This is a genomic window from Cognatilysobacter terrigena, from assembly GCF_004361065.1.
Lineage (GTDB): Bacteria > Pseudomonadota > Gammaproteobacteria > Xanthomonadales > Xanthomonadaceae > Cognatilysobacter > Cognatilysobacter terrigena.
In genome coordinates this window covers 61,164-85,107 of the sequence record NZ_SELT01000006.1, presented here as the reverse complement: position 1 = coordinate 85,107, position 23,944 = coordinate 61,164, and the positions used below count along the sequence as shown (strand labels likewise).

The 23,944-nt window shown below is 66.8% G+C and carries 19 protein-coding genes and 1 pseudogene; 8 read left to right on the top strand and 12 right to left on the bottom strand.

Annotated features, from left to right (window positions below; all coding sequences use genetic code 11):
• Positions 1-3: 3 nt before the first annotated feature.
• The 6 genes and pseudogenes from EVS83_RS05830 to EVS83_RS05805 form a co-directional block, all read right to left on the bottom strand.
• Positions 4-864, bottom strand: coding sequence for a crotonase/enoyl-CoA hydratase family protein (locus tag EVS83_RS05830; protein WP_133500087.1), 861 nt, complete (start codon positions 862-864; stop codon positions 4-6).
• Between the two features lie 151 nt (positions 865-1,015).
• Positions 1,016-2,698: a long-chain fatty acid--CoA ligase gene (locus tag EVS83_RS05825; RefSeq protein ID WP_133500086.1), complete on the bottom strand. Its 1,683-nt coding sequence runs from the start codon at positions 2,696-2,698 to the stop codon at positions 1,016-1,018.
• A gap of 309 nt (positions 2,699-3,007) precedes the next feature.
• A pseudogene (gene acnA, locus EVS83_RS05820) lies at positions 3,008-5,692 on the bottom strand (aconitate hydratase AcnA); the annotation flags it as partial.
• A 120-nt stretch (positions 5,693-5,812) separates the two neighbouring features.
• Complete coding sequence (gene hflD / locus EVS83_RS05815) at positions 5,813-6,463, bottom strand: high frequency lysogenization protein HflD (protein ID WP_133500084.1); 651 nt, start codon at positions 6,461-6,463, stop codon at positions 5,813-5,815.
• Complete coding sequence (mnmA, locus tag EVS83_RS05810; protein ID WP_133500083.1) at positions 6,460-7,575, bottom strand: tRNA 2-thiouridine(34) synthase MnmA; 1,116 nt, start codon at positions 7,573-7,575, stop codon at positions 6,460-6,462. The genes hflD and mnmA overlap by 4 nt, the downstream gene beginning before the upstream one ends.
• On the bottom strand, positions 7,575-8,051 hold the full coding sequence (locus tag EVS83_RS05805) for an NUDIX hydrolase (protein WP_246022794.1): 477 nt from the start codon (positions 8,049-8,051) through the stop codon (positions 7,575-7,577). The genes mnmA and EVS83_RS05805 overlap by 1 nt, the downstream gene beginning before the upstream one ends.
• Positions 8,052-8,226: 175 nt before the next feature.
• On the opposite strand from EVS83_RS05805, the gene clpS reads away from it, so the two are divergent.
• Together clpS and clpA are read left to right on the top strand one after the other, a co-directional pair.
• Entirely contained in the window at positions 8,227-8,559 is a 333-nt protein-coding gene (clpS, locus tag EVS83_RS05800) for an ATP-dependent Clp protease adapter ClpS (protein ID WP_133500081.1), read from the top strand.
• Positions 8,560-8,621: 62 nt separating this feature from the next.
• Positions 8,622-10,901: an ATP-dependent Clp protease ATP-binding subunit ClpA gene (gene clpA, locus EVS83_RS05795; RefSeq protein WP_133500080.1), complete on the top strand. Its 2,280-nt coding sequence runs from the start codon at positions 8,622-8,624 to the stop codon at positions 10,899-10,901.
• Positions 10,902-10,975: 74 nt separating this feature from the next.
• Here clpA and infA read toward each other — a convergent pair whose 3' ends face one another.
• The 4 genes from infA to trxB all read right to left on the bottom strand — a co-directional run bounded on the left by infA (position 10,976) and on the right by trxB (position 14,130).
• Positions 10,976-11,194 (bottom strand): translation initiation factor IF-1, encoded by a 219-nt coding sequence (gene infA / locus EVS83_RS05790; RefSeq protein WP_027083105.1) that lies wholly within the window; start codon positions 11,192-11,194, stop codon positions 10,976-10,978.
• Positions 11,195-11,278: 84 nt separating this feature from the next.
• The gene (gene aat / locus EVS83_RS05785; RefSeq protein ID WP_425456069.1) at positions 11,279-12,028 is read right to left on the bottom strand and encodes a leucyl/phenylalanyl-tRNA--protein transferase; all 750 of its coding nucleotides are present in this window, start codon (positions 12,026-12,028) and stop codon (positions 11,279-11,281) included.
• A complete protein-coding gene (locus EVS83_RS05780; RefSeq protein ID WP_133500079.1) occupies positions 12,025-13,155 on the bottom strand; it encodes a GNAT family N-acetyltransferase in 1,131 nt (376 codons plus the stop codon). Before EVS83_RS05780 ends, aat begins: the two co-directional genes overlap by 4 nt.
• Positions 13,156-13,176: 21 nt before the next feature.
• Positions 13,177-14,130 (bottom strand): thioredoxin-disulfide reductase, encoded by a 954-nt coding sequence (trxB, locus tag EVS83_RS05775; protein WP_133500078.1) that lies wholly within the window; start codon positions 14,128-14,130, stop codon positions 13,177-13,179.
• Positions 14,131-14,346: 216 nt separating this feature from the next.
• Between trxB and EVS83_RS05770 the strand changes: the two genes are divergently transcribed.
• The 5 genes from EVS83_RS05770 (at position 14,347) to EVS83_RS05750 (ending at position 20,975) form a co-directional block, all read left to right on the top strand.
• Positions 14,347-15,414 carry an alanine dehydrogenase gene (locus tag EVS83_RS05770; protein WP_133500077.1) on the top strand — a complete coding sequence of 356 codons (1,068 nt, stop codon included), beginning with the start codon at positions 14,347-14,349 and terminating at the stop codon, positions 15,412-15,414.
• 211 nt (positions 15,415-15,625) lie between these two features.
• Positions 15,626-17,923: a DNA translocase FtsK gene (locus EVS83_RS05765; protein WP_133500076.1), complete on the top strand. Its 2,298-nt coding sequence runs from the start codon at positions 15,626-15,628 to the stop codon at positions 17,921-17,923.
• Between the two features lie 102 nt (positions 17,924-18,025).
• Positions 18,026-18,649, top strand: coding sequence for an outer membrane lipoprotein periplasmic chaperone LolA (lolA, locus tag EVS83_RS05760; protein ID WP_133500075.1), 624 nt, complete (start codon positions 18,026-18,028; stop codon positions 18,647-18,649).
• 215 nt (positions 18,650-18,864) lie between these two features.
• Positions 18,865-19,572, top strand: a complete 708-nt coding sequence (locus EVS83_RS05755; protein WP_133500074.1) for a hypothetical protein — start codon at positions 18,865-18,867, stop codon at positions 19,570-19,572.
• 98 nt (positions 19,573-19,670) lie between these two features.
• Positions 19,671-20,975 carry a replication-associated recombination protein A gene (locus EVS83_RS05750; protein WP_133500073.1) on the top strand — a complete coding sequence of 435 codons (1,305 nt, stop codon included), beginning with the start codon at positions 19,671-19,673 and terminating at the stop codon, positions 20,973-20,975.
• 48 nt (positions 20,976-21,023) lie between these two features.
• Here the strand turns inward: EVS83_RS05750 and EVS83_RS05745 are convergent, their stop codons facing one another.
• Both EVS83_RS05745 and EVS83_RS05740 read right to left on the bottom strand, forming a co-directional pair.
• On the bottom strand, positions 21,024-22,028 hold the full coding sequence (locus tag EVS83_RS05745) for an NAD-dependent epimerase (protein WP_133500072.1): 1,005 nt from the start codon (positions 22,026-22,028) through the stop codon (positions 21,024-21,026).
• 10 nt (positions 22,029-22,038) lie between these two features.
• Positions 22,039-23,331: a nucleotide sugar dehydrogenase gene (locus EVS83_RS05740; protein ID WP_281275102.1), complete on the bottom strand. Its 1,293-nt coding sequence runs from the start codon at positions 23,329-23,331 to the stop codon at positions 22,039-22,041.
• Positions 23,332-23,476: 145 nt separating this feature from the next.
• Between EVS83_RS05740 and EVS83_RS05735 the strand changes: the two genes are divergently transcribed.
• On the top strand, positions 23,477-23,878 hold the full coding sequence (locus tag EVS83_RS05735) for a hypothetical protein (protein ID WP_133500071.1): 402 nt from the start codon (positions 23,477-23,479) through the stop codon (positions 23,876-23,878).
• The last annotated feature ends 66 nt before the right edge of the window (positions 23,879-23,944 follow it).

The following is a 23,944-nucleotide window of genomic DNA, read 5'->3' as shown; positions in this document are numbered from 1 at the left end:
GCGTCAGCGCGCCGAACGCTTCGCCTGCGCGCGGACGATGCGCTCCATCGTGCGCAGCGAGCGGTCGTCGAGCTTCAGCGCGGCGTCCACCCAGATCGCCGTGATGTCCAGCAGCTCCTCGTAGCTCACCGCCTTCGCGGCGCGACGCACGCGATTGAGCGCGACGTGCGCATGCGGGGCACGTTGTTCCTGGCGGATCAGCTCGCGCACCACACGCTCGCCTTCGCCCTTGGGCGCCAGCACGTCCACGATGCCCATGCGATGCAACTCTTCGGCGGGCAGGATGCGGCCCTCGAGGATCAGCCGCTCGGCCTGGTGCGGCGCCACGCGGCGGCTCAGGAACGAGTAGGCGCCCATGCCCGGGAACAGGCCGAACAGCACCTCAGGCAAGCCCATCTCGGTGCCTTCCTCGGCCACGATGACCTGGCACGCCAACGCCAGCTCCATGCCGCCGCCGAGTGCGTCGCCCTGCACGAGCGCGATCGTGCGCGTGTCGCCGCCCAGCCCGTCGTGCAGCAGATGCACGCCATCGATGCAGCGCGTCGCGTAGTTCATCAGTCCGTCGCGATCGCCCGCGCGGATCAGGCTCGCGAACAGCGCGAGATCGCCGCCGAGGTTGAATGCACCCGGTGCGTCGGATGCGAGCACGATGTGACGCAGCGGGCTGGCGGACGCATCGCGCGACGCGCCGACCTCCGACAGCATCGACCACATGTCGTGCATCAACTCGGTGCGGAAACAGGGGCGGATGCCGGTGGCGTGGTCGGCGTGCATGTACAGCCAGTCGCCGGCACCGTTCGCGTCAGAGTCCACCCGTACGGTCGGGTGGAGGCGTGCGCGGTGCAACGATTCGATCGTGCTCATTCTGCGGGTCCTCTATGGGGAACCGCCCGCGGAGGCTGGTGGGCGCGGGCGATCAGGTGGTGCCCACCAGCCGATCCTACACGTCGCCCGGGCATGCAAAAGACAGGCCCGCCGAAGCGGGCCTGTTCAGTGGAAAAACGGCGGAAAACCGTCAGGCCGCGACGGCCTGCCTCAGTTCGCGACGCAGGATCTTGCCGACGTTCGTCTTCGGCAGTTCCTTGCGGAACTCGACGTAGCGGGGAAGCTTGTAACCCGTGAGGTTTTCGCGCGCATGCGCGATGACCTGTTCCGCGGTGAGCGACGGATCCTTCGGCACGATCACCACCTTCACCGCTTCGCCGGACTTCTCGTCCGGCACGCCGACCGCAGCGACTTCGAGCACCTGCGGCATCATCGCGATGACGTCTTCGACCTCGTTCGGATACACGTTGAAACCCGACACGAGGATCATGTCCTTCTTGCGATCGACGATATAGAAGAAGCCGTTCTCGTCCATTCGCGCCATGTCGCCCGTGTGCAGCCAGCCGTCGGCGTCGATGACCTTCGCGGTCTCTTCCGGGCGATTCCAGTAACCGCGCATCACCTGCGGACCCTTGATGCACAGTTCGCCGATTTCGCCGACAGGCATGACATTGCCATCGTCATCCTTCAGGCATGCATCGGTCGACGGAATTGGCAGGCCGATCGCGCCGTTGTAATCCTTGAGATCCATCGGATTGATGCACGCCGCCGGCGACGTTTCCGTCAGGCCATAGGCTTCGACCAGCGTGCAGCCCGTGACCTGCTTCCAGCGATCGGCGACCGAACGCTGCACGGCCATGCCGCCGCCGAGCGTGAGGTGCAGCGTCGAGAAATCGATCGACTCGAAGCCCGGCGTATTGAGCAGGCCGTTGAACAGCGTGTTGACGCCGGTGATCGCGGTGAAACGAACCTTGCGAAGTTCCTTGACGAAACCCGGCATGTCGCGCGGGTTCGTGATCATGTGGTTGAGGCCACCGAACTTCATGAAAACAAGGCCGTTCGCCGTCAACGCGAAGATGTGGTACAGCGGCAACGCGGTGATGATCGTTTCTTCGCCGTAGCGCACGTTCGTGCCGATCCACGCCGCCGCCTGCTGCATGTTCGCGACGAGGTTGCGGTGCGTCAGCATCGCGCCCTTGGCGACGCCCGTCGTACCGCCCGTGTATTGCAGGAATGCGATGTCTTCCGGCTCGATGTCGACGTCCGCATCGTTGAACGCGAGCTTCTCGCCGGCTTCGATCACGTCGTTGAAGCGGATCGCGTGCGGGATGTCGTAATCCGGCACCATCTTCTTGACGTAACGAACGACGAAGTTGACCGCGGCGCGCTTCGGGAAATCGAGGCAGTCGCCGAGCGCGGTCGTTATGACGTGCTTGACCGACGTCTCGTGCAGCACTTCCTGCACCGTGTGCGCGAAGTTGTCCATCACGAGGATGGCGACGGCGCCGGCGTCCTCGAGCTGATGGCGCAGCTCGCGCGCGGTGTACATCGGATTGACGTTCACCACCGTCAGGCCGGCGCGCAGGATGCCGAACAGCGCGATCGGGTACTGCAGGCAGTTCGGCATCATGATCGCGATGCGATCGCCGCGCTTGAGCTTGAGCTCACCGAGGAGATACGCAGCGAAGCGCGCACTCTGTGCGTCGACCTCGGCGTACGTGATCGTCTTGCCGAGACTGGAGAAAGCCGGGCGCTCGCGATACTTCGCGATGGCGCTCTGCAGGACGGACACGATCGACGGGTATTCGTCCACGTCGACCTCGGCCGGAACACCGGCGGGATAGCTCGCCAGCCAGGGCCGGTCTTGCGTCATGCGAATTCCCCTTGTTTTCGCGGTTTCTGCAGGTTCCGTGCGGATTCGGGCCCGTACGGTCGCCGGATTGGAGCATAGGCCTCGCGGCGGTCGCAAGGCGCGGTGCAACGAAAAAGTGATCCCTGCCGCCGACGGATTCTGTATGGCTCAGCGGACACGACCGTGCAGTGGCCACCGGAAATGGAACGGGACGCCGAAGCGTCCCGTTCCGTACCGTCGAATTGTCAGAAGTCGACCTTACGCGGCCTTCTTCGACGCGAGCTGACGAAGCACGTAGTGCAGGATGCCGCCGTGGCGGAAGTACTCGACTTCCTTCGGCGTCAGCAGCAGCACGCGGACTTCGAAACGCTTCTCGAAGCCGTCCGCACGCTTGGCGACGACCGTCGCCGTCTTGCTCGCGCCGTCGTTGAGGCCTTCGATCGCGACCGTCTCGGAGCCATCGAGGCCGAGCACACGGGCATTCTCGCCCGGCATGAACTGCAGCGGCAGCACGCCCATGCCGACCAAGTTCGAGCGGTGGATGCGCTCGAAGCTCTCGGCGACGACCGCCTTGATGCCGAGCAGGTTCGTGCCCTTGGCCGCCCAGTCGCGCGACGAACCGGTGCCGTACTCCTTGCCCGCGAACACCACGAGCGGCGTGTTCGACGCCTTGTATTTCATCGCGGCGTCGTAGATCGCCAGCTTTTCCGGCTGCGCGTCGCCCGAGAAGTACAGCGTGTTGCCGCCTTCCTCGCCGCCCAGCATCAGGTTCTTGATGCGGATGTTGGCGAACGTGCCGCGCACCATGACGTCGTCGTTGCCGCGACGGCTACCGTAGCTGTTGAAGTCGACCGGCTGCACGCCGCGCTCCATCAGGTAACGGCCCGCCGGCGAATCCTTCTTGATGTTGCCGGCCGGCGAGATGTGGTCGGTGGTGATCGAGTCGCCGAACAGGCCGAGGATGCGCGCACCCTTGATGTCGTCGATCGAACCGACCTGCATCGACATGCCGTCGAAGTAGGGCGGGTTCTTGATGTAGGTCGACGCATCGCTCCACGCGAACGATTCGCCTTCCGGCGCGGCGATCTGGTTCCAGCGCGAGTCGCCCTTGAACACGTCGGCGTAGTTCTGCTTGAACAGCTCCGGCCCGATGGTCGCGGCGATGACGTCGCCGATTTCCTTGTTGGTCGGCCAGATGTCGCGCAGGAACACGGCCCGGCCGTCATCGGTGTGGCCGATCGGATCGTTCGTCAGGTCGATGTCGACCGTGCCGGCGATCGCGTAGGCGACGACCAGCGGCGGCGAGGCGAGGTAGTTCATCTTCACTTCGGGGTGCACGCGGCCCTCGAAGTTGCGGTTGCCCGACAGCACGGACGTCACCACGAGATCGTTCTCGGCGATGCCGCGCGAGACCTCGTCCGGCAGCGGGCCGGAGTTGCCGATGCAGGTGGTGCAGCCGTAGCCGACGACGTCGAAGCCGAGCTTCTCTAGGTCGCCGAGCACGCCCGCCTTCTTGAGGTAGTCCGTGACGACCAGCGAGCCCGGGCCGAGCGAGGTCTTCACCCATGGCTTGCTCTTGAGGCCGATGCGCACGGCGTTACGCGCGAGCAGGCCGGCGCCGAGCATCACGGCCGGGTTCGAGGTGTTGGTGCACGAGGTGATCGCAGCGATGACGACCGCGCCGTCGGTGAGCTCGACGTCCTGATCCTTCATGCGGATCTTGGACTTCGGCTTCGCGGCAAGGTGCTCGGCCTGCGGCTGGTCGCCGCCTTCGGCGTCGAAACGCTTGAGCTCGGACTTCTTCGCATCGCGGTTCGAGGTCAGGCCGCCCAGGTTCGCCTGGTAGTTGTCCTTGACCTTCTCGAGCAGCACGCGGTCCTGCGGACGCTTCGGGCCGGCGAGCGACGGCTTGACGTCGCCGAGGTCGAGCTCGAGCACCGCGGAGTACGACGCCTCCGGAGCGCCCGCTTCGTGCCACAGGCCCTGCGCCTTGGCGTAGGCCTCGACCAGCGCGATCTGCTCATCCGAGCGGCCGGACAGGCGGAGGTAGTTCAGCGCTTCCGCGTCGATCGGGAAGATGCCGCAGGTCGCGCCGTATTCCGGCGCCATGTTGGCGATCGTCGCGCGGTCCGCCAGCGGCAGGTGCTGCAGGCCTTCACCGAAGAACTCGACGAACTTGCCGACGACGCCCAGCGCACGAAGCATCTGGGTAACGGTGAGGACGAGGTCGGTCGCCGTCGTGCCTTCCGGAAGCGCGCCCGTCAGCTTGAAGCCGACCACCTGCGGAATCAGCATCGACGACGGCTGGCCCAGCATCGCGGCCTCGGCCTCGATGCCGCCGACGCCCCAACCGAGAACGCCGATGCCGTTGATCATCGTCGTGTGCGAGTCGGTGCCGAACACGGTGTCCGGGAACGCCTGCAGCTCGCCGTTGACGTCACGCTCGACGACCACGCGGGCGAGGTTCTCGAGGTTCACCTGGTGCACGATGCCGGTGTTCGGCGGCACGACCTTGAAGTTGTCGAACGCCTTCTGGCCCCAGCGCAGGAAGCTGTAGCGCTCCATGTTGCGCTCGAACTCGATCTTGCCGTTGATGTCGGCGGCGTCCGGGCGCCCGTAGACGTCGACCTGCACCGAGTGGTCGATGACCAGTTCGGAGGGAATCAGCGGGTTGATCTGCGCCGGCGAACCGCCGAGCTTGGTCACTGCGTCGCGCATCGCCGCGAGGTCGACCACGCAGGGCACGCCGGTAAAGTCCTGCAGCACCACGCGTGCCGGCATGAAGGCGATTTCGGTGTCCGACTCGCTCTTGGGATCCCACGTCGCCACCGCCTCGATGTGCTCAGGCAGCACCGTGACGCCATCCTCGTGCCGGAGCAGGTTCTCCAGCAGGATCTTCATCGAGTAGGGCAGGTGCGCCAGGTTGAAGCGCTGGCCCAGCGTCGGGAGGCTGAAATAGGTGTACGACTTGCCGTTGACGGCAAGCTGCGCGCGGGTGGCGAAGGAGTCGGCCATGAGGGCTCCGTGGAGGCGGCAGGGAACGCGGCGGTCTGCATCGGCGGCGCGGGGCCGCCGGAACGAATCGACGCGGGAAAACCGGCTAATTATGCCGCATCCGGCGTCGTACGGGCAGCATCAGCCCAGGTGCGCGTCGATCGCGGCGGCCATGGCGCGCCGCTGGAACGCAAAGTCCCAGAGGCTGCCGCCACGCTGGCGCCACAGCACCGCCGAACGCACGGCGGCGAGAAGCACCGCACGCACCTCGGCGACCACGCGCGGCTGGCCGAGGTAATGCGGATTGCCCTGGACGAGCACGCGCGGCTTCAACGTACTGAGCGTCTGCGAATACAGCTGGCCGATCGGCGCGATGACGTCCGGATGCGTCGCACCATCGACCTCGAATCGCCCCGCGAGCATTTCCAGTCCGCGCCGCACGCGGTCGGTCATCGCCGTGTCTCGCACGAAGCGGCGCTCGAGTTGCAGCACGGGCATGGCGAGGCGCGGCAACGCTTCGTCGCGCTGCGCGCCCGACAGGTAGTCGCGAAGCAGCAGCAGGCCGGGACGCACGTGCTCGAGGCCGCCGTAGACGTCGGCGGTCGTGCGGGCGTCGAAGCGGAACAGCGAGCCGATGCAGGTCGCGAGGATGTCCTCGTTCGACTCGCCGGTGTCCGCAATTCGGCGCACCTGGGCGAGCGCCTGCAGCAAGCCGGCGAGCGCAACCACGCGGTCGTAGATCGGTTCGACCGATGCGAGCGACGCGGCGATCTCGGAGGTGGTGCGGGTCATGCGGCGGCCTTGCGGGAAGCGTCGAGCGGAGCGTCGGTGGCGTCGATGACCGCGCCGCCCAGGCATTCGTCGCCGTCGTACAGCACCAGCGACTGGCCGGGCGTCACCGCGCGCTGCGGCCGCTCGAACACGACGTCCAGCCGGCCGTCGTCGCGCACGCGGACGCGGCATCGCTCGTCATTCTGGCGATAGCGCGTCTGCGCCGTGCATTCGAATTCCATCGCCGGCGGAGCGCCGGAAATCCAGTGCGCCGTTTCGGTCGACAGCTGCGTCGACATCAGCCACGGATTGTCGATGCCCTGTTCGACGTACAGCACGTTGGATGCGACGTCCTTGCCGACGACGTACCACGGCGCCGCCTCGCGCCCGCGAACGCCGCCGATCGCGAGGCCCTCGCGCTGCCCAAGCGTGAAATAGAAGACACCGGGATGGCGACCGACGCGGACGCCGTCCGGCGTGCGGATTTCGCCTTCGCGTGCCGGCAGGTAACGACCGAGGAATTCGCGGAAGTCGCGTTCGCCGATGAAGCAGATGCCGGTCGAATCCTTCTTCGACGCCGTCGGCAGGCCCGCGTCGGCAGCGATGCGGCGGACGTCGGTCTTCGGCAGTTCGCCCAGCGGAAACAGCGTCGCCGCAAGTTGCGGCTGGCCGAGCTGGTGGAGGAAGTAGCTCTGGTCCTTGCTGCGGTCGAGCGCGCGCAGCAGGCGCCATCGGCCGTCGCGCTCGTCGACACGCGCGTAGTGGCCTGTCGCGATGCGCTCTGCACCGAGATCGTGCGCGGCGTCGAGGAAGTGCTTGAACTTGATTTCGCGATTGCACAGCACGTCCGGATTCGGTGTGCGGCCCGCGGCGTACTCGGCGACGAAATGCTCGAACACGCCGCCCCAGTATTCCTTGGAGAAGTCGCGGAAATGGATCGGCAGCCCAAGGCGCCCGCAGACCGCGACGGCATCGCGACGATCGTCCTCGGCGCGGCAATCGCCGCTGCCGTCGTCGGCCCAGTTCGACATGAAGAGCCCGGCGATCGCTTCGCCCGCATCGCGCAGGCGCAACGCTGCGACGGACGAATCGACGCCGCCTGACATCCCGACGATGGTGCGCGCGCCGGCCATCACGCCACCGCGGTGACCAGTTCGAGCGGAAAACGTCGGCCGGCGAGGGCGTCGGCCACGACGCGCCAGACGAGCGGGCTGCGATGACGCGCGGCATCGGCCTGCAGTTCGGCGGGGGTCATCCACACGGCGCGGACGATGCCGTCATCGAGCGTGCGCGACGGATCGAAATGCAGGGGCTCGGCGACGAAGGCGAACCGCACGTAGGTGTGTTCCGCGCCGGCCAGGCTGACGGACGGCGCCTTCCACTGGTAGGCGCCCACGAAGCCGGTGAGGCGAACATCCCAACCCGTCTCCTCGAGCGTCTCGCGGATTGCCGCGTGCGTGATCGGCTCGTCGGGTTCGAGATGGCCGGCCGGCTGGTTCAGGACGAGTCGCCCGGCGACCCTCTCCTCGACCACCAGCACGCGGCCGCCATCGATGACGACGGTCGCGACCGTCACATCGGGCTGCCAGAACCGCGGATCGGCCGTCACGCGAGGGCGCTCCGTGCGACGAGCGTCGCACCAGACGAGACGCGCGAGATGCACAGTGTCGCCATCGGAACGTTGCGGTCGGGACTGCGCGCCATGATCGTTCCCATGAATCCAAAGCGGCATTCTGCCGGGGCCGTGCGTCGGCCGTCCATGTCGCGCGACTTATACTGGCGCGATGCCGAAGCACACCTCGCACGAACAGGATCATCACGGGCAGCACGGCCTTGCGGTCGAGACCAGCCGGCCGGAAGTCGCGCCGCCGCCGATGTATTCGGTGCTCTTGCTGAACGACGACTACACGCCGATGGACTTCGTCGTCGACGTCCTGACGCGGTTTTTTGCGATGAATATCGAAAAAGCGACGCAGGTCATGCTCCACGTGCACACCCGCGGCCGCGGCGTTTGCGGGGTTTTCACGCGCGAGATTGCCGAATCGAAAGTGTCGCAGGTGAACGAATACGCAAGGATCAACCAGCATCCCTTGTTGTGCACGATGGAAAAGGCCTAAAAGCGGTTTAAACCGCGCTACCGGCCCCCATCTGGTAACGCAGACGCTTCGGAGGCTTCCACATGTTCAGCAAGGATCTCGAGTACAGCATCGGGCAGTGCTACAAGCGCGCCCGCGAGGCTCGACACGAATTCATGACCGTCGAGCACCTGCTTCTGGCGCTGCTCGACAACCCGTCCGCGGAAGGCGTGCTTCGTGCATGCGATGCGGACATGCCGCGCCTGCGCCGCGAACTCGACGAGGCCATCGCCACGTCGGTCGCCGTGTTGCCGGACGACAGCGACCGCGACACGCAGCCGACGCTGGGCTTCCAGCGGGTTCTGCAGCGCGCGGTCTACCACGTGCAATCGTCCGGTAAGAAGGAAGTCACCGGCGCGAATGTCCTGGTCGCCATCTTCGGCGAAAAGGATTCGCACGCGGTCTATTTCCTCAACCAGCAGGACATCGCGCGTCTCGATGTCGTCAATTACCTGTCGCACGGCATCAGCAAGCAGGGTGGCGAAGAGTCCGGCCGCGAGGAAGGTCAGGGCGGGCAGGACGGTGGCGACGGCGAAGGCAAGGGCGACGCGCTGACCGAGTTCGCGACGAACCTCAACCAGCTCGCGCGCGAAGGCAAGATCGATCCGCTCGTCGGCCGAGCGGACGAAGTCGAGCGCACGATCCAGGTGCTCTGCCGTCGTCGCAAGAACAACCCGCTGTACGTCGGCGAAGCCGGCGTCGGCAAGACCGCGATCGCCGAAGGCCTGGCCAAGCGCATCGTCGACGGCGACGTGCCGGAGGTGTTGAGCGACGCCACGATCTACGCGCTCGACCTGGGCGCGCTGGTTGCGGGCACGAAGTATCGCGGCGACTTCGAAAAGCGCCTGAAGTCCGTGCTCCAGCAGCTGCGCAAGATTCCGGGGGCCGTGCTCTTCATCGACGAGATCCACACCATCATCGGTGCGGGTTCGGCGTCGGGTGGCACGATGGATGCGTCCAACCTGATCAAGCCGGCGCTGTCGTCGGGCGAGCTGCGCTGCATCGGCTCGACCACGTTCCAGGAATACCGCGGTATCTTCGAGAAGGACCGTGCGCTCGCACGTCGCTTCCAGAAGATCGACATCGTAGAGCCGACGGTCAGCGAAGCGGTGGAAATCCTGCGCGGCCTGCGTCCGAAGTACGAGGCGCACCACGGCGTGTCGTATGCGGATGACGCGATCCAGGCGGCGGTCGACCTGTCGGTGAAGCACATCGGCGATCGGCTGCTGCCGGACAAGGCCATCGACGTGATCGACGAAGCCGGCGCGCGTCAGCGCCTGCTGCCCGAGGACCGGCGCAAGCAGGTCATCGACGTGGAGGAAGTCGAGACCATCGTCGCCAAGATGGCGCGTATCCCGGCCAAGCAGGTCACTGCGACCGACAAGGACGTGCTGCGTAACCTCGAGCGCAACCTGAAGATGGTGATCTTCGGTCAGGACCCGGCGATCGATTCGCTGACGTCCGCGATCAAGCTCGCCCGCTCGGGCCTCGGCAATCCGGACAAGCCGATCGGCAACTTCCTGTTCGCCGGCCCGACCGGCGTTGGCAAGACCGAGGTGACCAAGCAGCTCGCCATGCAGCTCGGTATCGAGCTGGTGCGCTTCGACATGTCGGAATACATGGAAGCCCATTCGGTGAGCCGCCTGATCGGTGCGCCTCCGGGGTACGTCGGCTTCGACCAGGGCGGCCTGCTGACCGAGAAGATCGTCAAGACGCCGCACTGCGTGCTGCTGCTCGACGAGATCGAGAAGGCGCATCCGGACATCTTCAACCTCCTGTTGCAGGTCATGGATCGCGGTATGCTGACCGACACCAACGGTCGTGAGGCGAACTTCCGGAACGTGATCCTGGTGATGACGACAAACGCGGGCGCTGCACAGGCTTCGCGTCGCTCGATCGGCTTCACCAAGCAGGATCATGCGTCGGATGCGATGGAAGTGATCCGTCGCAGCTTCTCGCCGGAGTTCCGCAACCGCCTCGACGCGGTGGTGCAGTTCCAGGCGCTCGGGATGGATCACATCCTGCGCGTGGTCGACAAGTTCATCATCGAACTCGAGGCCCAGCTGCACGACAAGAACGTCACGCTCAGCGCGACGCCGGAAGCCCGCGATTGGCTCGCCAAGCACGGCTTCGATCCGCAGATGGGTGCGCGCCCGATGGCCCGCATCATCCAGGAGAACATCAAGCGTCCGCTGGCGGACGAACTGCTGTTCGGCAAGCTGGTCGGGGGTGGCCGCGTGACGGTGGACGTGCGCGACGACAAGCTGGTCGTCGACGCCAAGGCCGAGCCGGAGAAGCTGTTGCCGGCGACCGTCGAGCACTGACGGTCACGGTTCGCAAAGATGGAAACGAAAAAGGCGGCCTTCGGGCCGCCTTTTTCATGCCTGCATCGCCGCGATTACTTCATGCGGTAGGTGATACGGCCCTTGGTGAGGTCGTACGGCGTCATTTCGACCTTGACCCGGTCACCGGTGAGGATGCGGATGTAGTTCTTCCGCATGCGACCGGAGATGTGGGCAATGATCTCGTGGCCGTTTTCGAGGCGAACGCGGAACATCGTGTTCGGAAGTGTTTCCGACACGGTGCCTTCGAATTCGATCACGTCGTCTTTTGCCATGGGGTCCTTGGAGTGGTGCTGAAACGGGCGTAGGAAGCCGTGGATTGTGCCACGCGGGGCGGAACCGGCGCAAAACGCCCGGGTTCACGTGGCGGGCGGGCGCGAGAGCTCGCGGGCGGGGAGGTCGCCGAACACCTCGGTCCAGGTGCCCTCGAGGCCGGGGCGATCCACCAGCGACGCGACCGCCTCGAGGAACGCCGGCCGCGGCCATCGTTCCGCACCCAGCGACAGCAGATGCGGGTTTTCGACCTGCGCGTCCATCAGCGGCCAGCCCCAGCCGGCCAGCCGATGGGCCAGCCCTGCGATCGCCACTTTCGAGCCCTCGGGTCGCAGGCTGAACATGCTCTCGCCGAAGAACATGCGCCCGATCGCCACGCCGTAGATGCCACCGACCAGCCCGTTGCCGTCCCAGGCCTCGACCGAATGGGCGTGACCGAGACGGTGCAGGCGGATGTAGGCCTCGCGCATCGCGACGGTGATCCATGTGCCATGCTGGCCGGGCCTAGGCACGCTCGCGCAGCGCTCGATCACGGCTTCGAATGCCGTGTCGGCGCGCACGATCCAGCCGCAGGTCCGCAGGCCGCGACGGAAGCGGCGCGATGTCGCAACGTGATCCGTGCGGAACACCGTGCGCGGATCCGGCGACCACCACAACGGCGGCTCGCCCTCCGAGAACCAGGGAAAAATCCCGGCGCGGTAGGCGGCGAGCAGGCGCATCGGATGCAGGTCCCCGCCGATGGCGAGCAGTCCGTCGGGCTCGCGCAGGGCGGTCGCAGGATCCGGGAACGGCGCGTCTGGCCGTGTGTCCAGCCAGGGAAGGCGCAGCGGACTCACGCGTCCACCTGTCGAAACGGGCTGCTGCGCTCGAGTTGGCGCGCGTACGAACAGATCGCCTCGCGCTCTTCGGCGCACCAGCCGGCGAGCGCTTCGCGGAACGCGGGCTCACCGATCCAGTGTCGACTCCGCGTCAGCGTAGGCAGGAAGCCGCGGGACAGCTTGTGCTCGCCCTGCGCGCCGGGTTCGAAACGACGCAGGCCTTCGCGCAGGCAGTAGTCGAGGCCCTGGTAGTAGCAGGTTTCGAAGTGCAGGCCGGGGTGCTGCTCGATGCTGCCCCAGTAGCGGCCGTACAGCGTGTCGGCGCCCCGCAGGCAGAGTGCTCCGGCGATCGGGCGGCCCTCGCGCTCCGCCAGGATGATGACGAGCGATTGCGGCATCGTGCGCGCGAGGTGCTGCAGGAAGCCGAGTGTGATCGCTGGCCGATTGCCGTATTCGGCGAACGTCTGCAGGTAGAAGTGGTGCATCGCCTCGAGGTCGGCGTCCGAGGCTTCGTCACCGTGGACGATGCGGACCGCGACGCCTGACCGCGCGACTTTGGCGCGTTCCTGCCGGATGTTCTTGCGGTGCTTGTGGTCCATCGTGGCGAGGAAGGTGTCGAAGTCGCGCCAGTCGCCGGTGTTTTCCCAGTGGTACTGGACGTCGAGACGTTCGAGCCAGTCGGCGTCGAAGGCCGCGTCGTCCTGCGCGACGTGGAAGTTCACGTGTGCGGACGAATAGCCGTCGCCACAGGCATCGCGCAGCGCGTCGACGAGTGCACGCTTCCCCCCGGCGTCGCGCGCGAGCAGGCGCGGGCCGGTCACGGGCGAGTAGGGCACGGCGCAGAGAAGCTTCGGGAAGTAGTCGAGGCCGTAGCGCGCGTAGGCATGCGCCCACGCGTGATCGAACACGAATTCGCCGTGGGAGTTGGTCTTGGCATAGCAGGGCGCCGCCGCGACGAGATCGCTGCCGTCCCAGAACGTCAGATGACGCGGCGTCCAGCCCATGCGCGGCTGGATGCAGCCGGTCGATTCGAGGCCCGACAGAAACGCGTGGCGGACGAAGGGATGTGCGTCGCCCGCGAGCGCATCCCATGCGGACGCCTCGACATCCGCGATGCGATCGATCCAGCGCGCGCGCAACGTCATCGCGGCGCGCGCCTGCCGGCGTCAGCCGGCCTTGTCGAGATAACGCTCCGCATCCAGTGCCGCCATGCAGCCGGAGCCCGCCGAGGTGATGGCCTGGCGGTAGTGCTGGTCGGCGACGTCGCCGGCGGCGAACACGCCGGGAATCGACGTCGCGGTCGCATTGCCCTCGATCCCCGACTGCACGGTGATGTAGCCGTTGGACATCGCGAGCTGACCTTCGAACAGCGCGGTGTTCGGCGTGTGACCGATGGCGACGAAGAAACCATGCACCGGGAGTTCGCGAGTCGACTCATCGAGCACGGACCGTACGCGCAGCGAGGTGACGCCTGCTTCGTTGCCGAGCACCTCGTCGACGACGTGATGCCAGACGGGCTCGATCTTGCCGGCCTGGATCTTCGCGAACAGCTTGTCCTGCATGATCTTTTCCGCGCGCAGGGTGTCGCGGCGATGCACGAGGTAGACCTTGCGGGCGATGTTGGCGAGGTAGAGCGCTTCCTCCACCGCCGTATTGCCGCCGCCGACGACGGCGACGTCCTGGTCCTTGTAGAAGAAGCCGTCGCAGGTGGCGCAGGCGGAGACGCCGCGGCCCTTGAACGCGTCTTCCGACGGCAGGCCGAGGTACTTCGCGGTCGCGCCGGTCGAGATGATCAGGGCGTCGCAGGTGTATTCGCCGCTGTCGCCGCGCAGGCGGAACGGGCGCTGCGAAAGATCCGCCGTGTGGATGTGATCGAAGATCACTTCGGTGTTGAAGCGCTCCGCATGCGCCTGCATGCGTGCCATCAGGTCCGGACCCATGAGGCCGTGCGCATCGCCCGGCCAGTTGTCGACCTCGGTGGTCGTCATCAGCTGGCCGCCCATCTGCAGGCCGGTGATGACGACGGGCTTGAGGTTCGCGCGGGCCGCGTAGACGGCGGCGCTCCAGCCGGCGGGACCGGAGCCGAGGATGAGCAGCCGCGAGTGCTTCGAAAGGGTCATGGATATAATGGCGCGTTATGTGATGCGTGCATTTCGGCAGGTGGAACGACGGGTCTGAAGGCCCATCATTCCGCCGCCGCGAATGGACGCCGGGACGCGCCATAGCTTGGCGGTCGCATGACGGCAGCACAAGGCGCGGTGTCGCAACACCGCAGCCCATCCCCACGAAGACTCGCGCCTTCGCCGCTCCGCGGCCGCGGCGTCACGGAGACAGCAATGCGCATCGGTGTACCGAAGGAAACCAAGACCCTCGAAGGGCGCGTCGCGCTCGTGCCGGCGGCTGCCGGCGACCTCGTCAAGCGCGGCCACGAAGTGTGGCTGGAGCAGGGCGCGGGCCTGAAGAGCGGCTTCAAGGACGACGAGTACACCCGTCTGGGCGTCAAGATCGCGCCGGACGCCGCCGCTCTCTATGAGAAGGGCGAGATGATCGTGAAGGTGAAGGAACCGATCGCCGGCGACCTCGCGCATCTGCGCAAGGATCACCTGCTGTTCTGCTACCTCCACCTCGCCGCCGAGCCGACGCTGACGAAGCAACTGCTCGACATCGGCCTGACCGGCGTCGCGTTCGAGACGGTCGAGCTGCCGAACGGCGACCTGCCGCTGCTGGCGCCGATGTCCGTCATCGCCGGCAAGATCGGCGTGCAGGTCGGTACGCACCTTCTGCATCAGCCCATGGGCGGCAAGGGCAAGCTGCTCGGTGGCCTGTCGGCGACGGAGCGCGGCAAGGTCGTCGTGTTCGGTGCGGGTCGCGCCGGCGGCGCGTCGGCGGCGCTCGCGGCGGCGGGCGGGGCGAACGTCACGGTCTTCGAAATGCGCGAAGACCGCATGGACGAGATGATGCGCCTCGGCAACAACGTCACCGCGCTGTATCCGTATCACGACGTCGTGGCGCGCGAAGTTGCGTCGGCCGACCTCGTGATCGGCGCCGTGCTCGTGACCGGCGCGAAGGCGCCGCACGTGATGACGCGCGAGATGCTGAAGGGCATGGAGGACGGTTCGGTCGTCGTCGACCTCGCGATCGACCAGGGCGGTTGCTTCGAGACGTCGCGTCCGACCACCTGGAAGGAACCGACCTACGTCGAAGAGGGCGTCACCCACTTCTGCGTGACGAACATGCCGGGCGCCGTGCCGCAGACCTCGTCGCAGGCGATCTGCGCCGCGATCCTGCCGTGGGTGAACAAGCTGGCCGGCGGCGACTGGCGCGGCAATCAGGCGCTGGTGCGCGGCATCAACGTCGAGGGCGGCAAGATCGTCCATCCGGCGCTGCAGGACATGGTGCTCTGAGCGCCTGAGACGGCGCCCCGACACAATCCGCGGTACCGGTCGCACTGCGCGACCTCAGGAAACCGGCGTCGGCCTTATGCGGCGCCGGTTTTCACGTATATTCAACGACTAAGACGCTCGACCTAAGGCTGCATCTCACGTGGCGCAGGCGCCAGCCGCAACCCGCAAGAAGGCCGCGAACGCGGCTTCACCGTCCCAGCCCCGGCCCGGCATGTCGCCGGGGCGCCAGCGCATGGCGCGCGACATCGCGCTGATCTTCATCGCGCCCGCGCTGCTGTACCTGGTCGCGACACTCTTCAGTTATTCGCGGCAGGATCCGGGCTGGACGAGTTCGGGCGCGGTGACTGCGCCGCTGCACAACCTCGGCGGGCGAATCGGCGCGATCGTCGCCGACATCCTCTTCAACCTGTTCGGCTACGCGGCCTATCTGCTGCCGCTGGTGCTCGGCGCGATCGTCTGGATCGCGATGTTCCAGAAGGATCCCGAGCCGGAGAAGAGCGACCTCACTCCAGCGTTGCGCCTGGTCGGACTCGTCGCGTTCCTCATCGCGATGACCGGGCTGCTGCATCTACGCCTGGGCATCACCGAAGACGTCTCGCAGGCCGGCGGCATCCTCGGCCGACTCGTCGGAAATTCGCTGGGTCGCGGCTTCGGCCGTCTCGGCGGCAATCTCTTCCTGCTGGCGCTGTTGCTGACGTCCGTGACGCTGGCGACGGGCCTGTCGTGGCTGCACGTGATGGACCGCCTCGGCGGCCTGATGGTCGCCGCAGGTCCGTTCGTCTCCAAGGTGTTCCGACGCAGCGCGCGCGAGGTCGTAGAGCGTCGCGAGGTCAGCGTCCTCCGCGAGGAGCGCGAAAAGGTCCGGAAGGTCGAGACCGAAAAGCGCGAGAAGCGGGAGCCGGTCAAGATCGAGCCGCCGCCGGCGCCGGTGGTGGAGAAGAGCGAGCGCGCCAAGCGCGAGCAGCAGATTCCGCTGTTCCACGTGCCCGACGGCACCGGCATTCCGCCGCTCGCGCTGCTGGATGATCCCAAGCCGCAGCCGAAGGGCTACGACACCGACACGCTCGGGACGCTGTCGCGCCAAATCGAGTTCAATCTCAAGGACTTCCGGATCGATGCTCACGTAGTGGGTGCATATCCGGGCCCGGTCATCACGCGATTCGAAATCGAACCCGCCCCGGGCATCAAAGTCAGCCAGATTTCCAGTCTGGACAAGGACATAGCGCGCGGACTTTCAGTAAAGTCTGTGCGTGTGGTGGACGTGATTCCGGGCAAGTCGGTGATCGGCCTGGAGATCCCGAACGTCAGCCGGGAAATGATCTACCTGTCCGAACTCCTGCGGTCCAAGGAGTACGACAAGTCGACCAGCCCGCTGACGCTGGCGCTCGGCAAGGACATCGCCGGGCGGCCGACCGTCGCAGACCTCGCGCGCATGCCGCACCTGCTGGTCGCGGGTACGACCGGCTCGGGCAAGTCCGTCGCGGTCAACGCGATGGTGCTGTCGCTGCTCTACAAGGCGTCCGCCAAGGACGTCCGCATGCTGATGATCGACCCGAAGATGCTGGAGCTCAGCGTCTACCAGGGCATCCCGCACCTGCTGGCGCCGGTCGTGACGGACATGAAGGAGGCCGCGAACGGCCTGCGTTGGTGCGTGGCGGAGATGGAGCGCCGCTACAAGCTGATGTCGGCGGTCGGCGTGCGCAACCTGTCGGGCTTCAACAAGAAGGTGACCGACGCGATCAACGCCGGCCAACCACTGATGGACCCGCTGTTCCGTCCGAACGCGGAAGCCGGCGAGGCGCCGCGTCCGCTGGAACCGCTGCCGTACATCGTCGTGTTCATCGACGAATTCGCCGACATGATGATGATCGTCGGCAAGAAGGTCGAAGAGCTGATTGCGCGCCTTGCGCAGAAGGCGCGCGCGGCGGGCATCCACCTGATCCTCGCGACGCAGCGCCCATCGGTCGACGTCATCACCGGCCTGATCAAGGCCAACATCCCGACGCGCATCGCATTCCAGGTGTCGAGCAAGATCGACTCCCGCACGATCCTCGACCAGTCCGGCGCGGAAACACTGCTGGGCCACGGCGACATGCTGTACATGCCGCCGGGTACGTCGATGCCGGAGCGCGTGCACGGCGCGTTCGTGTCGGACGAGGAAGTGCATCGCGTCGTCGAGCACCTCAAGCAGATCGGCGGCGGGCCGGACTACATCGAGGGTGTGCTCGAGGAAGTGCAGACGATGGGCGACGGCGTGGTCGTCGGACCGACCGGCCTTCCGGAATCGAGCGGCGGCGGTGGCGACGAATCCGACCCGCTGTACGACGAGGCGGTGCGGATCGTCACGGAGAGCCGTCGCGCCTCGATTTCCGGCGTCCAGCGCCGCCTCAAGATCGGCTACAACCGCGCCGCACGACTGATCGAGGCGATGGAAGCCGCCGGCGTCGTGAGCCCGCCGGAGCACAACGGCGACCGAAGCGTGCTTGCGCCGCCGCCGCCGAAGCACTGAGGCTGGCGTCGCGCTGAAGACGAATTCGGCGATCGGGCCGACACTCGCACCCTGTTCATGAAGCGCCGCACAGACTCGCGGCAGACCTTTTTGGAGATCGCCATGCGTTCCATGACGACCCTTGCCGCCGCCGGCCTGATGCTCATCGCGGGCAGCGCGTCCGCCGGCGCGCGCGACCAGCTCAACACGTTCACCAAGGGCCTGAAGACGCTCGACGGCCGCTTCACCCAGCAGGTCTTCGACCAGCGGGGCAAGCTCAAGGAGACCAGCAGCGGGCGCGTGTCGCTGTCGGCGCCGAAGCAGTTCCGCTGGGAATACGCGAAGCCTTATCCGCAGCAGATCGTGGCGGACGGCACGACCGTGTGGATCTACGAACCCGACCTGCAGCAGGTGACCAAGCGTCCGCAGGGTGCGGAAGAACGCACCAGTCCGCTTGCCGCGCTGACCGATCCGGCCCGTCTGGATGCCCAGTTCAAGGTGCAGGACGCCGGCGTCGCCAATGGCCTGCAGTGGCTGTCGCTGACGCCGAAGGGCGACGCCTCGTCGTCCGGTTTCCGCAGCGCGAAGCTCGGCTTCGGGCCGGCCGGTCTGGCGAAGATGCAGGTGGTCGACCAGCTGGGCCAGCGCACGGATATCAGCTTCACCGACTGGAAGCGCAACGCGCCGCTTCCGCCTGCGACATTCCGCTTCGCCGTACCGAAGGGCGTGGACGTCATCGGCGGCTGATCGCAACGCCGATCGATCGTAGAGAAGGGGCGGGCGACCGCCCCTTTTTCGTGCCGCCCGTCCCGCTGCGGCGACCGTTCGGTGAAGGGATCGAAACGTCCCTTAACCGTTTGGAAAGATTGAATTTTTCTGGCGCGCGTTATCACGAAACATCGACGCGGGCGTCCCGAGAGTGACCTTCACACGCGATCTGTCGTGTCAGCAAGGTCACTGCAATGCCGCTTCGCAGCACGCTCCTCTCGGTCGGTACGTTCTCCGCTCTCGCCGCCACCTCGCTCGTCGCGGGGCATCGTCCGATGGCCAACGCTGCCCCGCTGGTGGCGCAGCCGACGGCACCGGCCCCGACTGCCCGCGTCCAGACGCGCGAACAGGTGGACGACGCCATCGCTGCAGCCGTCATCGGCAGCATCACGCGCCAGTTCGACACCTCGGACGTGCTCGTGCAGCTCGGCAAGGTCGACGTGCGGCCCGCCAGCATCCAGGACCGTCAGGTTACGGGGGATGGCCGCCTCCGCATCGACGGGCAGGGCGAGTGGATCCCGTTCCGCTTCGCGGCGATGTACGACACGGCGAGCACCGAGGTGACGTATCCGCAGCTCGAACTCGGCGGCGGCGATGGCAAGGCGGTGGCGGCAGGTTCCTCGCTCGCGACGTCGCTCGACGCGCAAGTCACGAAGGCGTTGAAGACCGAGTTCCAGAGCCAACCGGTCAAGTGGACGGCAGGTGCGGTCAAGGCGACGGACGTCGGTCGTTTCGTGCGCGTCGATGGCGCGGGCCTGGTCGACTTCGGCGCGGACGGGTCGACGCCGGCGCAGGTCCAGGGCCTCTACGACAACACGTCGCATCGCTGGGTGCGCGTGCATTACGAACTCGGCCCGGGTAGCGAGTGGTCGGCGACCACGACGGGCATCGCGAGCCTCTGACGCGCGGCTGGTAAGGTGCGGGCCCGGATCCCCCACCGCACGCCGTGGCCAAACGCACCACGCCCCGCCTCTTCGAAGACGACGCTGCTGTGGACGCAATGCGTCCGCTCGCCGAGCGCATGCGTCCGCGCACGCCCGACGAGATGGTCGGGCAGAAGCGCCTGCTCGCGCCGAACTCGGCATTGAGGCGCGCGGTCGAATCGGGCCGCATCCATTCGATGGTGCTCTGGGGCCCGCCGGGTTGCGGCAAGACGACGCTGGCGCTGCTCCTCGCGCGCTACGCCGACGCCGAATTTCGCGCGATCTCCGCCGTGCTATCCGGTCTGCCCGAAGTGCGTCAGGTGCTCGCCGAGGCCGCCGATCGCTTCGCCCAAGGCCGCCGCACCGTGCTCTTCGTCGACGAGGTGCATCGCTTCAACAAAGCGCAGCAGGATGCGTTCCTGCCTGCGATCGAGCGAGGCACCATCGTGTTCGTCGGCGCGACCACCGAGAACCCGTCGTTCGAATTGAACTCCGCGTTGCTGTCGCGCTGCCGCGTGCACGTGATGGAAGCCGTGGCCGTCGACGATCTCGTCGAAGCGCTGCATCGGGCGTTGAACGATGCGGAGCGCGGGCTCGGAGGGCAGGGCATCGAAGTCGATGACGAATTGCTTCGGCAGATCGCTACCGCGGCCGATGGCGACGTCCGCCGCGCGCTGACCCTGCTCGAAATCGCCGCCGAACTCGCGACGGGCGAGGGCGGCCGCATCACCGAGACGACGCTCGCGCAGGTCCTGGCCGATCGCACGCGACGTTTCGACAAGGGCGGCGAACAGTTCTACGACCAGATCTCGGCGCTGCACAAATCCGTGCGGAGCTCGAACCCGGACGCCGCGCTGTACTGGTTCGCGCGCATGATCGACGGCGGCGCGGACCCGCATTACCTCGCGCGTCGCATCACGCGCATGGCTGTCGAGGACATCGGGCTCGCCGATCCGCGCGCGCTCGACATGGCCATCGACGCCTGGGAGACGTTCGATCGCCTCGGCAGTCCCGAAGGCGAATTGGCGCTCGCGCAGGTGGTGATTTATCTCGCGACGACCGCCAAATCGAACGCCGGTTATGTCGCATGGAACGAAGCGCGCGCCGATGTGCGCCAGCTCGGCACGCAGGAGGTGCCGATGCACCTGCGCAACGCGCCGACCAAGCTCATGAAATCGCTCGGCTACTCGAAGGGCTACCAATACGACCACGACGCCGAAGGCGGCATCGCGCTGGACCAGACCGGCTTTCCCGATGCGATGGGCGAACGCGAGTACTACCGGCCCGTCGATCGCGGCCTCGAGATCAAGCTGGGCGAGAAGCTGGCGCGGCTGCGCCAGCTGCGTGCGGAAGCGCGTCAGCGCCGCGACGGGAACTCGTAACGTTCTAGGCACGCGTCGCCAGTCGAAAGGCCTGATGCGCCCTTTCGATCAGACGCCGTAATACCCGCGGTACCACTCCACGAACTTCGCGACGCCCGTTTCGACCGGCGTCGACGGCGCATAGCCCGTATCGCGACGCAACGCTTCGACATCGGCATACGTGTCCGGCACGTCGCCGGGCTGCATCGGCACGAGGCGACGCTCCGCCTTGCAACCCAGGCTGTCTTCGAGCACTTCGATGTAGCGCAGCAGTTCGACCGGTCGGTGGCTGCCGATGTTGTAGACGCGATAGGGCGCCGTGGACGCGGCGGGGGACGCGAGCAGCGACGCGTCGTCGGACGGCTGCGGCACCGTGTCCAGCGTGCGGATCACGCCTTCGACGATGTCGTCGATGTAGGTGAAATCACGGCTGTGGCGGCCGTGGTTGAAGACCTCGATCGGCTCGCCTGCGAGGATCTTGCGGGTGAACAGGAACAGCGCCATGTCCGGCCGGCCCCACGGGCCATAGACCGTGAAGAAACGCAGGCCCGTCGTCGGCAGCGCGTACAGATGGCTGTACGTATGCGCCATCAGCTCGTTCGCCTTCTTGGTGGCGGCGTACAGGCTGACGGGGTGGTCCACGCTGTGCTCGACCGCGAACGGCAGCTCGCGATTCGCGCCGTAGACCGAACTCGACGACGCATACACCAGATGCTCGACACCGTTGTGCCGGCACGCTTCGAGGATGTTGATGAAGCCGACGAGGTTGCTGTCGATGTAGGCGCGCGGGTTCTGCAGCGAATAGCGGACGCCCGCCTGCGCGGCGAGGTTCACCACGCGCTGCGGCTTGAAGTCCGCGAACGCGCGATCCATGGCCTCTCGATCCTCGAGCTTGGCTTCGACGAACCGGAAGCCGTGGCCAGGAACGACGTGCTTCAGGCGATCGCGCTTGAGCTGCGGATCGTAGTAGTCGTTGAGGTCGTCGTAGCCCAGCACCTCGTCGCCGCGCTCGATCAGGCGCTTGGACAGATGGGAACCGATGAAGCCGGCGGCGCCGGTCACGAGCACGCGCATGGCGAAATCCTCAGAGGCGACCGTGGACGACGTCGCGGGGCAGGGCGCCTTTGACGTCGAAGACGACCGCGTCGCCGTGGCCGAAATGGACGATGGAGTCGGTGCCGTCGCGCACGAACTCAGCGTGCGGCACAGCGAGCACGACCGCGTCGTAGGCGCCGGCCTTGGGCGCGTCGAGCAAGCGCAGGCCGTGTTCGCGATGCGCTTCCTCGGCGTCGACACGCGGGTCGTGCACGTCGACGCGCGCGCCGTAGGCGTTGAGCTCGGAGACGATGTCGACGACGCGCGTATTGCGCAGGTCGCCGCAGTTCTCCTTGAACGCGAGGCCGAGCACCAGCACGCGCGGATGCGGCGGCGGATTGTCTTTCGCGGCGATCAGCCTCAGCACGCGCTGCGCGACATGCTGGCCCATCGTGTCGTTGATGCGGCGACCGGCCAGAATGACCTCGGGGTGGTAGCCGATGCCCTGCGCCTTGTGGGTCAGGTAATACGGATCGACGCCGATGCAGTGGCCACCGACCAGGCCCGGGCGGAACGGCAGGAAGTTCCACTTGGTGCCAGCGGCTTCGAGCACTTCGAGCGTGTCGAGGCCGAGCTTTTCGAAGATCAGCGCGAGTTCGTTGACGAGCGCGATGTTGACGTCGCGCTGGATGTTCTCGATGACCTTCGCGGCTTCGGCCACGCGGATGCTCGATGCGAGATGCGTGCCCGCCGGCACGACGCTGCGATACAGCGCATCGACGAAGCGCCCCGCGGCGTCGCTCGAGCCGGACGTCACCTTCACGATGTTCGGCAGCTTGTGCTGGCGATCGCCCGGATTGATGCGTTCGGGGCTGTAGCCGACGTGGAAATCGTCGCGGTAGCGCAGGCCGGACTCGCGCTCGAGGATCGGTACGCAGATCTCTTCCGTCGCACCGGGATAGACCGTGGACTCGTAGACGACGACACCGCCACGCTTCAGCGAGCGGCCGACCGTGCGGCTCGCCGATTCCAGCGGCGCGAGGTCCGGGCGCTTGAACGCGTCGACCGGCGTCGGCACGGTGACGATGAAAACGTCGCGATCCGCAAGCGAGGCGGCGTCGGATTCGAAGCGCAGGCGGATCGCGCGGCGGAAGTCGTCGTCGTGCGCTTCACCCGTGCGGTCGTGACCGCCGCGGAGTTCGTCGATGCGGCCGGTATCGATGTCGAAGCCGAGCGTGTCGTGCGTCGCCCCGAACGCGGTCGCCAGCGGCAGGCCGACATAGCCTAGGCCGACCACGGCGATGCGGGCGTCGGCGAGGGCGGGCAGGGGCGAGTCGTGCATGCGCGAGGATTCCCGGAGCGGCCGCCTATGATGCCGCGTCCGTCGGCGGGCGTCTCGGAGAAGTCCGACACGCTGCGGCGGCGACGACCGATGCAGCGCAGAGCGCCCGGCCCTGATCCTGTCGCGACGACGGGAGGGAACCTGGATGACGACATGGATGTGGAGGGCGGCATTTGCCGCGTTGTTCGGTCTGGCAGCGACCGATGCCGACGCGCAGACCGTGCAGAAGTGCATCACGCGCGACGGCAGCACGCGCTACCAGAGCGAGCCGTGCCCGCGCGGCGAGCGGACGGCCGAGGTCTGGGACGCGACACCGGATCCGGTCGCGCCGGCGTCCGACGAGCCGCGACCGCGCAAGCGATCGACACGCACGCGCAGCGCCACGTCGCGTCGAACCGCGCGCACGGCCGTTGCCGCGGTCGACACGCACAACACGTGCGCCGACGCGCGCGCCTATCGCGATGCCGTGGAACGCCGCGCCGGACTCGCGCGCAACTACGCGCTGCTGTCAACGCTGCAGGACCGCGTGTACGACGCATGCCGTTGACCACCTGCGTTGCAAAGCTGCTTGTGATGCGCCGCAAAAATGCGGATTCGGCCGCGTCGCCGCTAT

Excerpts from the sequence above, each read along its gene's own strand:
- EVS83_RS05830 (WP_133500087.1), bottom strand. The coding sequence starts at position 864 with ATGAGCACGATCGAATCGTTGCACCGCGCACGCCTCCACCCGACCGTA.
- EVS83_RS05825 (WP_133500086.1), bottom strand. The coding sequence starts at position 2,698 with ATGACGCAAGACCGGCCCTGGCTGGCGAGCTATCCCGCCGGTGTTCCG.
- hflD (WP_133500084.1), bottom strand. The coding sequence starts at position 6,463 with ATGACCCGCACCACCTCCGAGATCGCCGCGTCGCTCGCATCGGTCGAA.
- mnmA (WP_133500083.1), bottom strand. The coding sequence starts at position 7,575 with ATGGCCGGCGCGCGCACCATCGTCGGGATGTCAGGCGGCGTCGATTCG.
- clpS (WP_133500081.1), top strand. The coding sequence starts at position 8,227 with ATGCCGAAGCACACCTCGCACGAACAGGATCATCACGGGCAGCACGGC.
- clpA (WP_133500080.1), top strand. The coding sequence starts at position 8,622 with ATGTTCAGCAAGGATCTCGAGTACAGCATCGGGCAGTGCTACAAGCGC.
- infA (WP_027083105.1), bottom strand. The coding sequence starts at position 11,194 with ATGGCAAAAGACGACGTGATCGAATTCGAAGGCACCGTGTCGGAAACA.
- EVS83_RS05780 (WP_133500079.1), bottom strand. The coding sequence starts at position 13,155 with ATGACGTTGCGCGCGCGCTGGATCGATCGCATCGCGGATGTCGAGGCG.
- trxB (WP_133500078.1), bottom strand. The coding sequence starts at position 14,130 with ATGACCCTTTCGAAGCACTCGCGGCTGCTCATCCTCGGCTCCGGTCCC.
- EVS83_RS05770 (WP_133500077.1), top strand. The coding sequence starts at position 14,347 with ATGCGCATCGGTGTACCGAAGGAAACCAAGACCCTCGAAGGGCGCGTC.
- EVS83_RS05765 (WP_133500076.1), top strand. The coding sequence starts at position 15,626 with ATGTCGCCGGGGCGCCAGCGCATGGCGCGCGACATCGCGCTGATCTTC.
- lolA (WP_133500075.1), top strand. The coding sequence starts at position 18,026 with ATGCGTTCCATGACGACCCTTGCCGCCGCCGGCCTGATGCTCATCGCG.
- EVS83_RS05755 (WP_133500074.1), top strand. The coding sequence starts at position 18,865 with ATGCCGCTTCGCAGCACGCTCCTCTCGGTCGGTACGTTCTCCGCTCTC.
- EVS83_RS05750 (WP_133500073.1), top strand. The coding sequence starts at position 19,671 with ATGCGTCCGCTCGCCGAGCGCATGCGTCCGCGCACGCCCGACGAGATG.
- EVS83_RS05745 (WP_133500072.1), bottom strand. The coding sequence starts at position 22,028 with ATGCGCGTGCTCGTGACCGGCGCCGCCGGCTTCATCGGTTCCCATCTG.
- EVS83_RS05740 (WP_281275102.1), bottom strand. The coding sequence starts at position 23,331 with ATGCACGACTCGCCCCTGCCCGCCCTCGCCGACGCCCGCATCGCCGTG.
- EVS83_RS05735 (WP_133500071.1), top strand. The coding sequence starts at position 23,477 with ATGACGACATGGATGTGGAGGGCGGCATTTGCCGCGTTGTTCGGTCTG.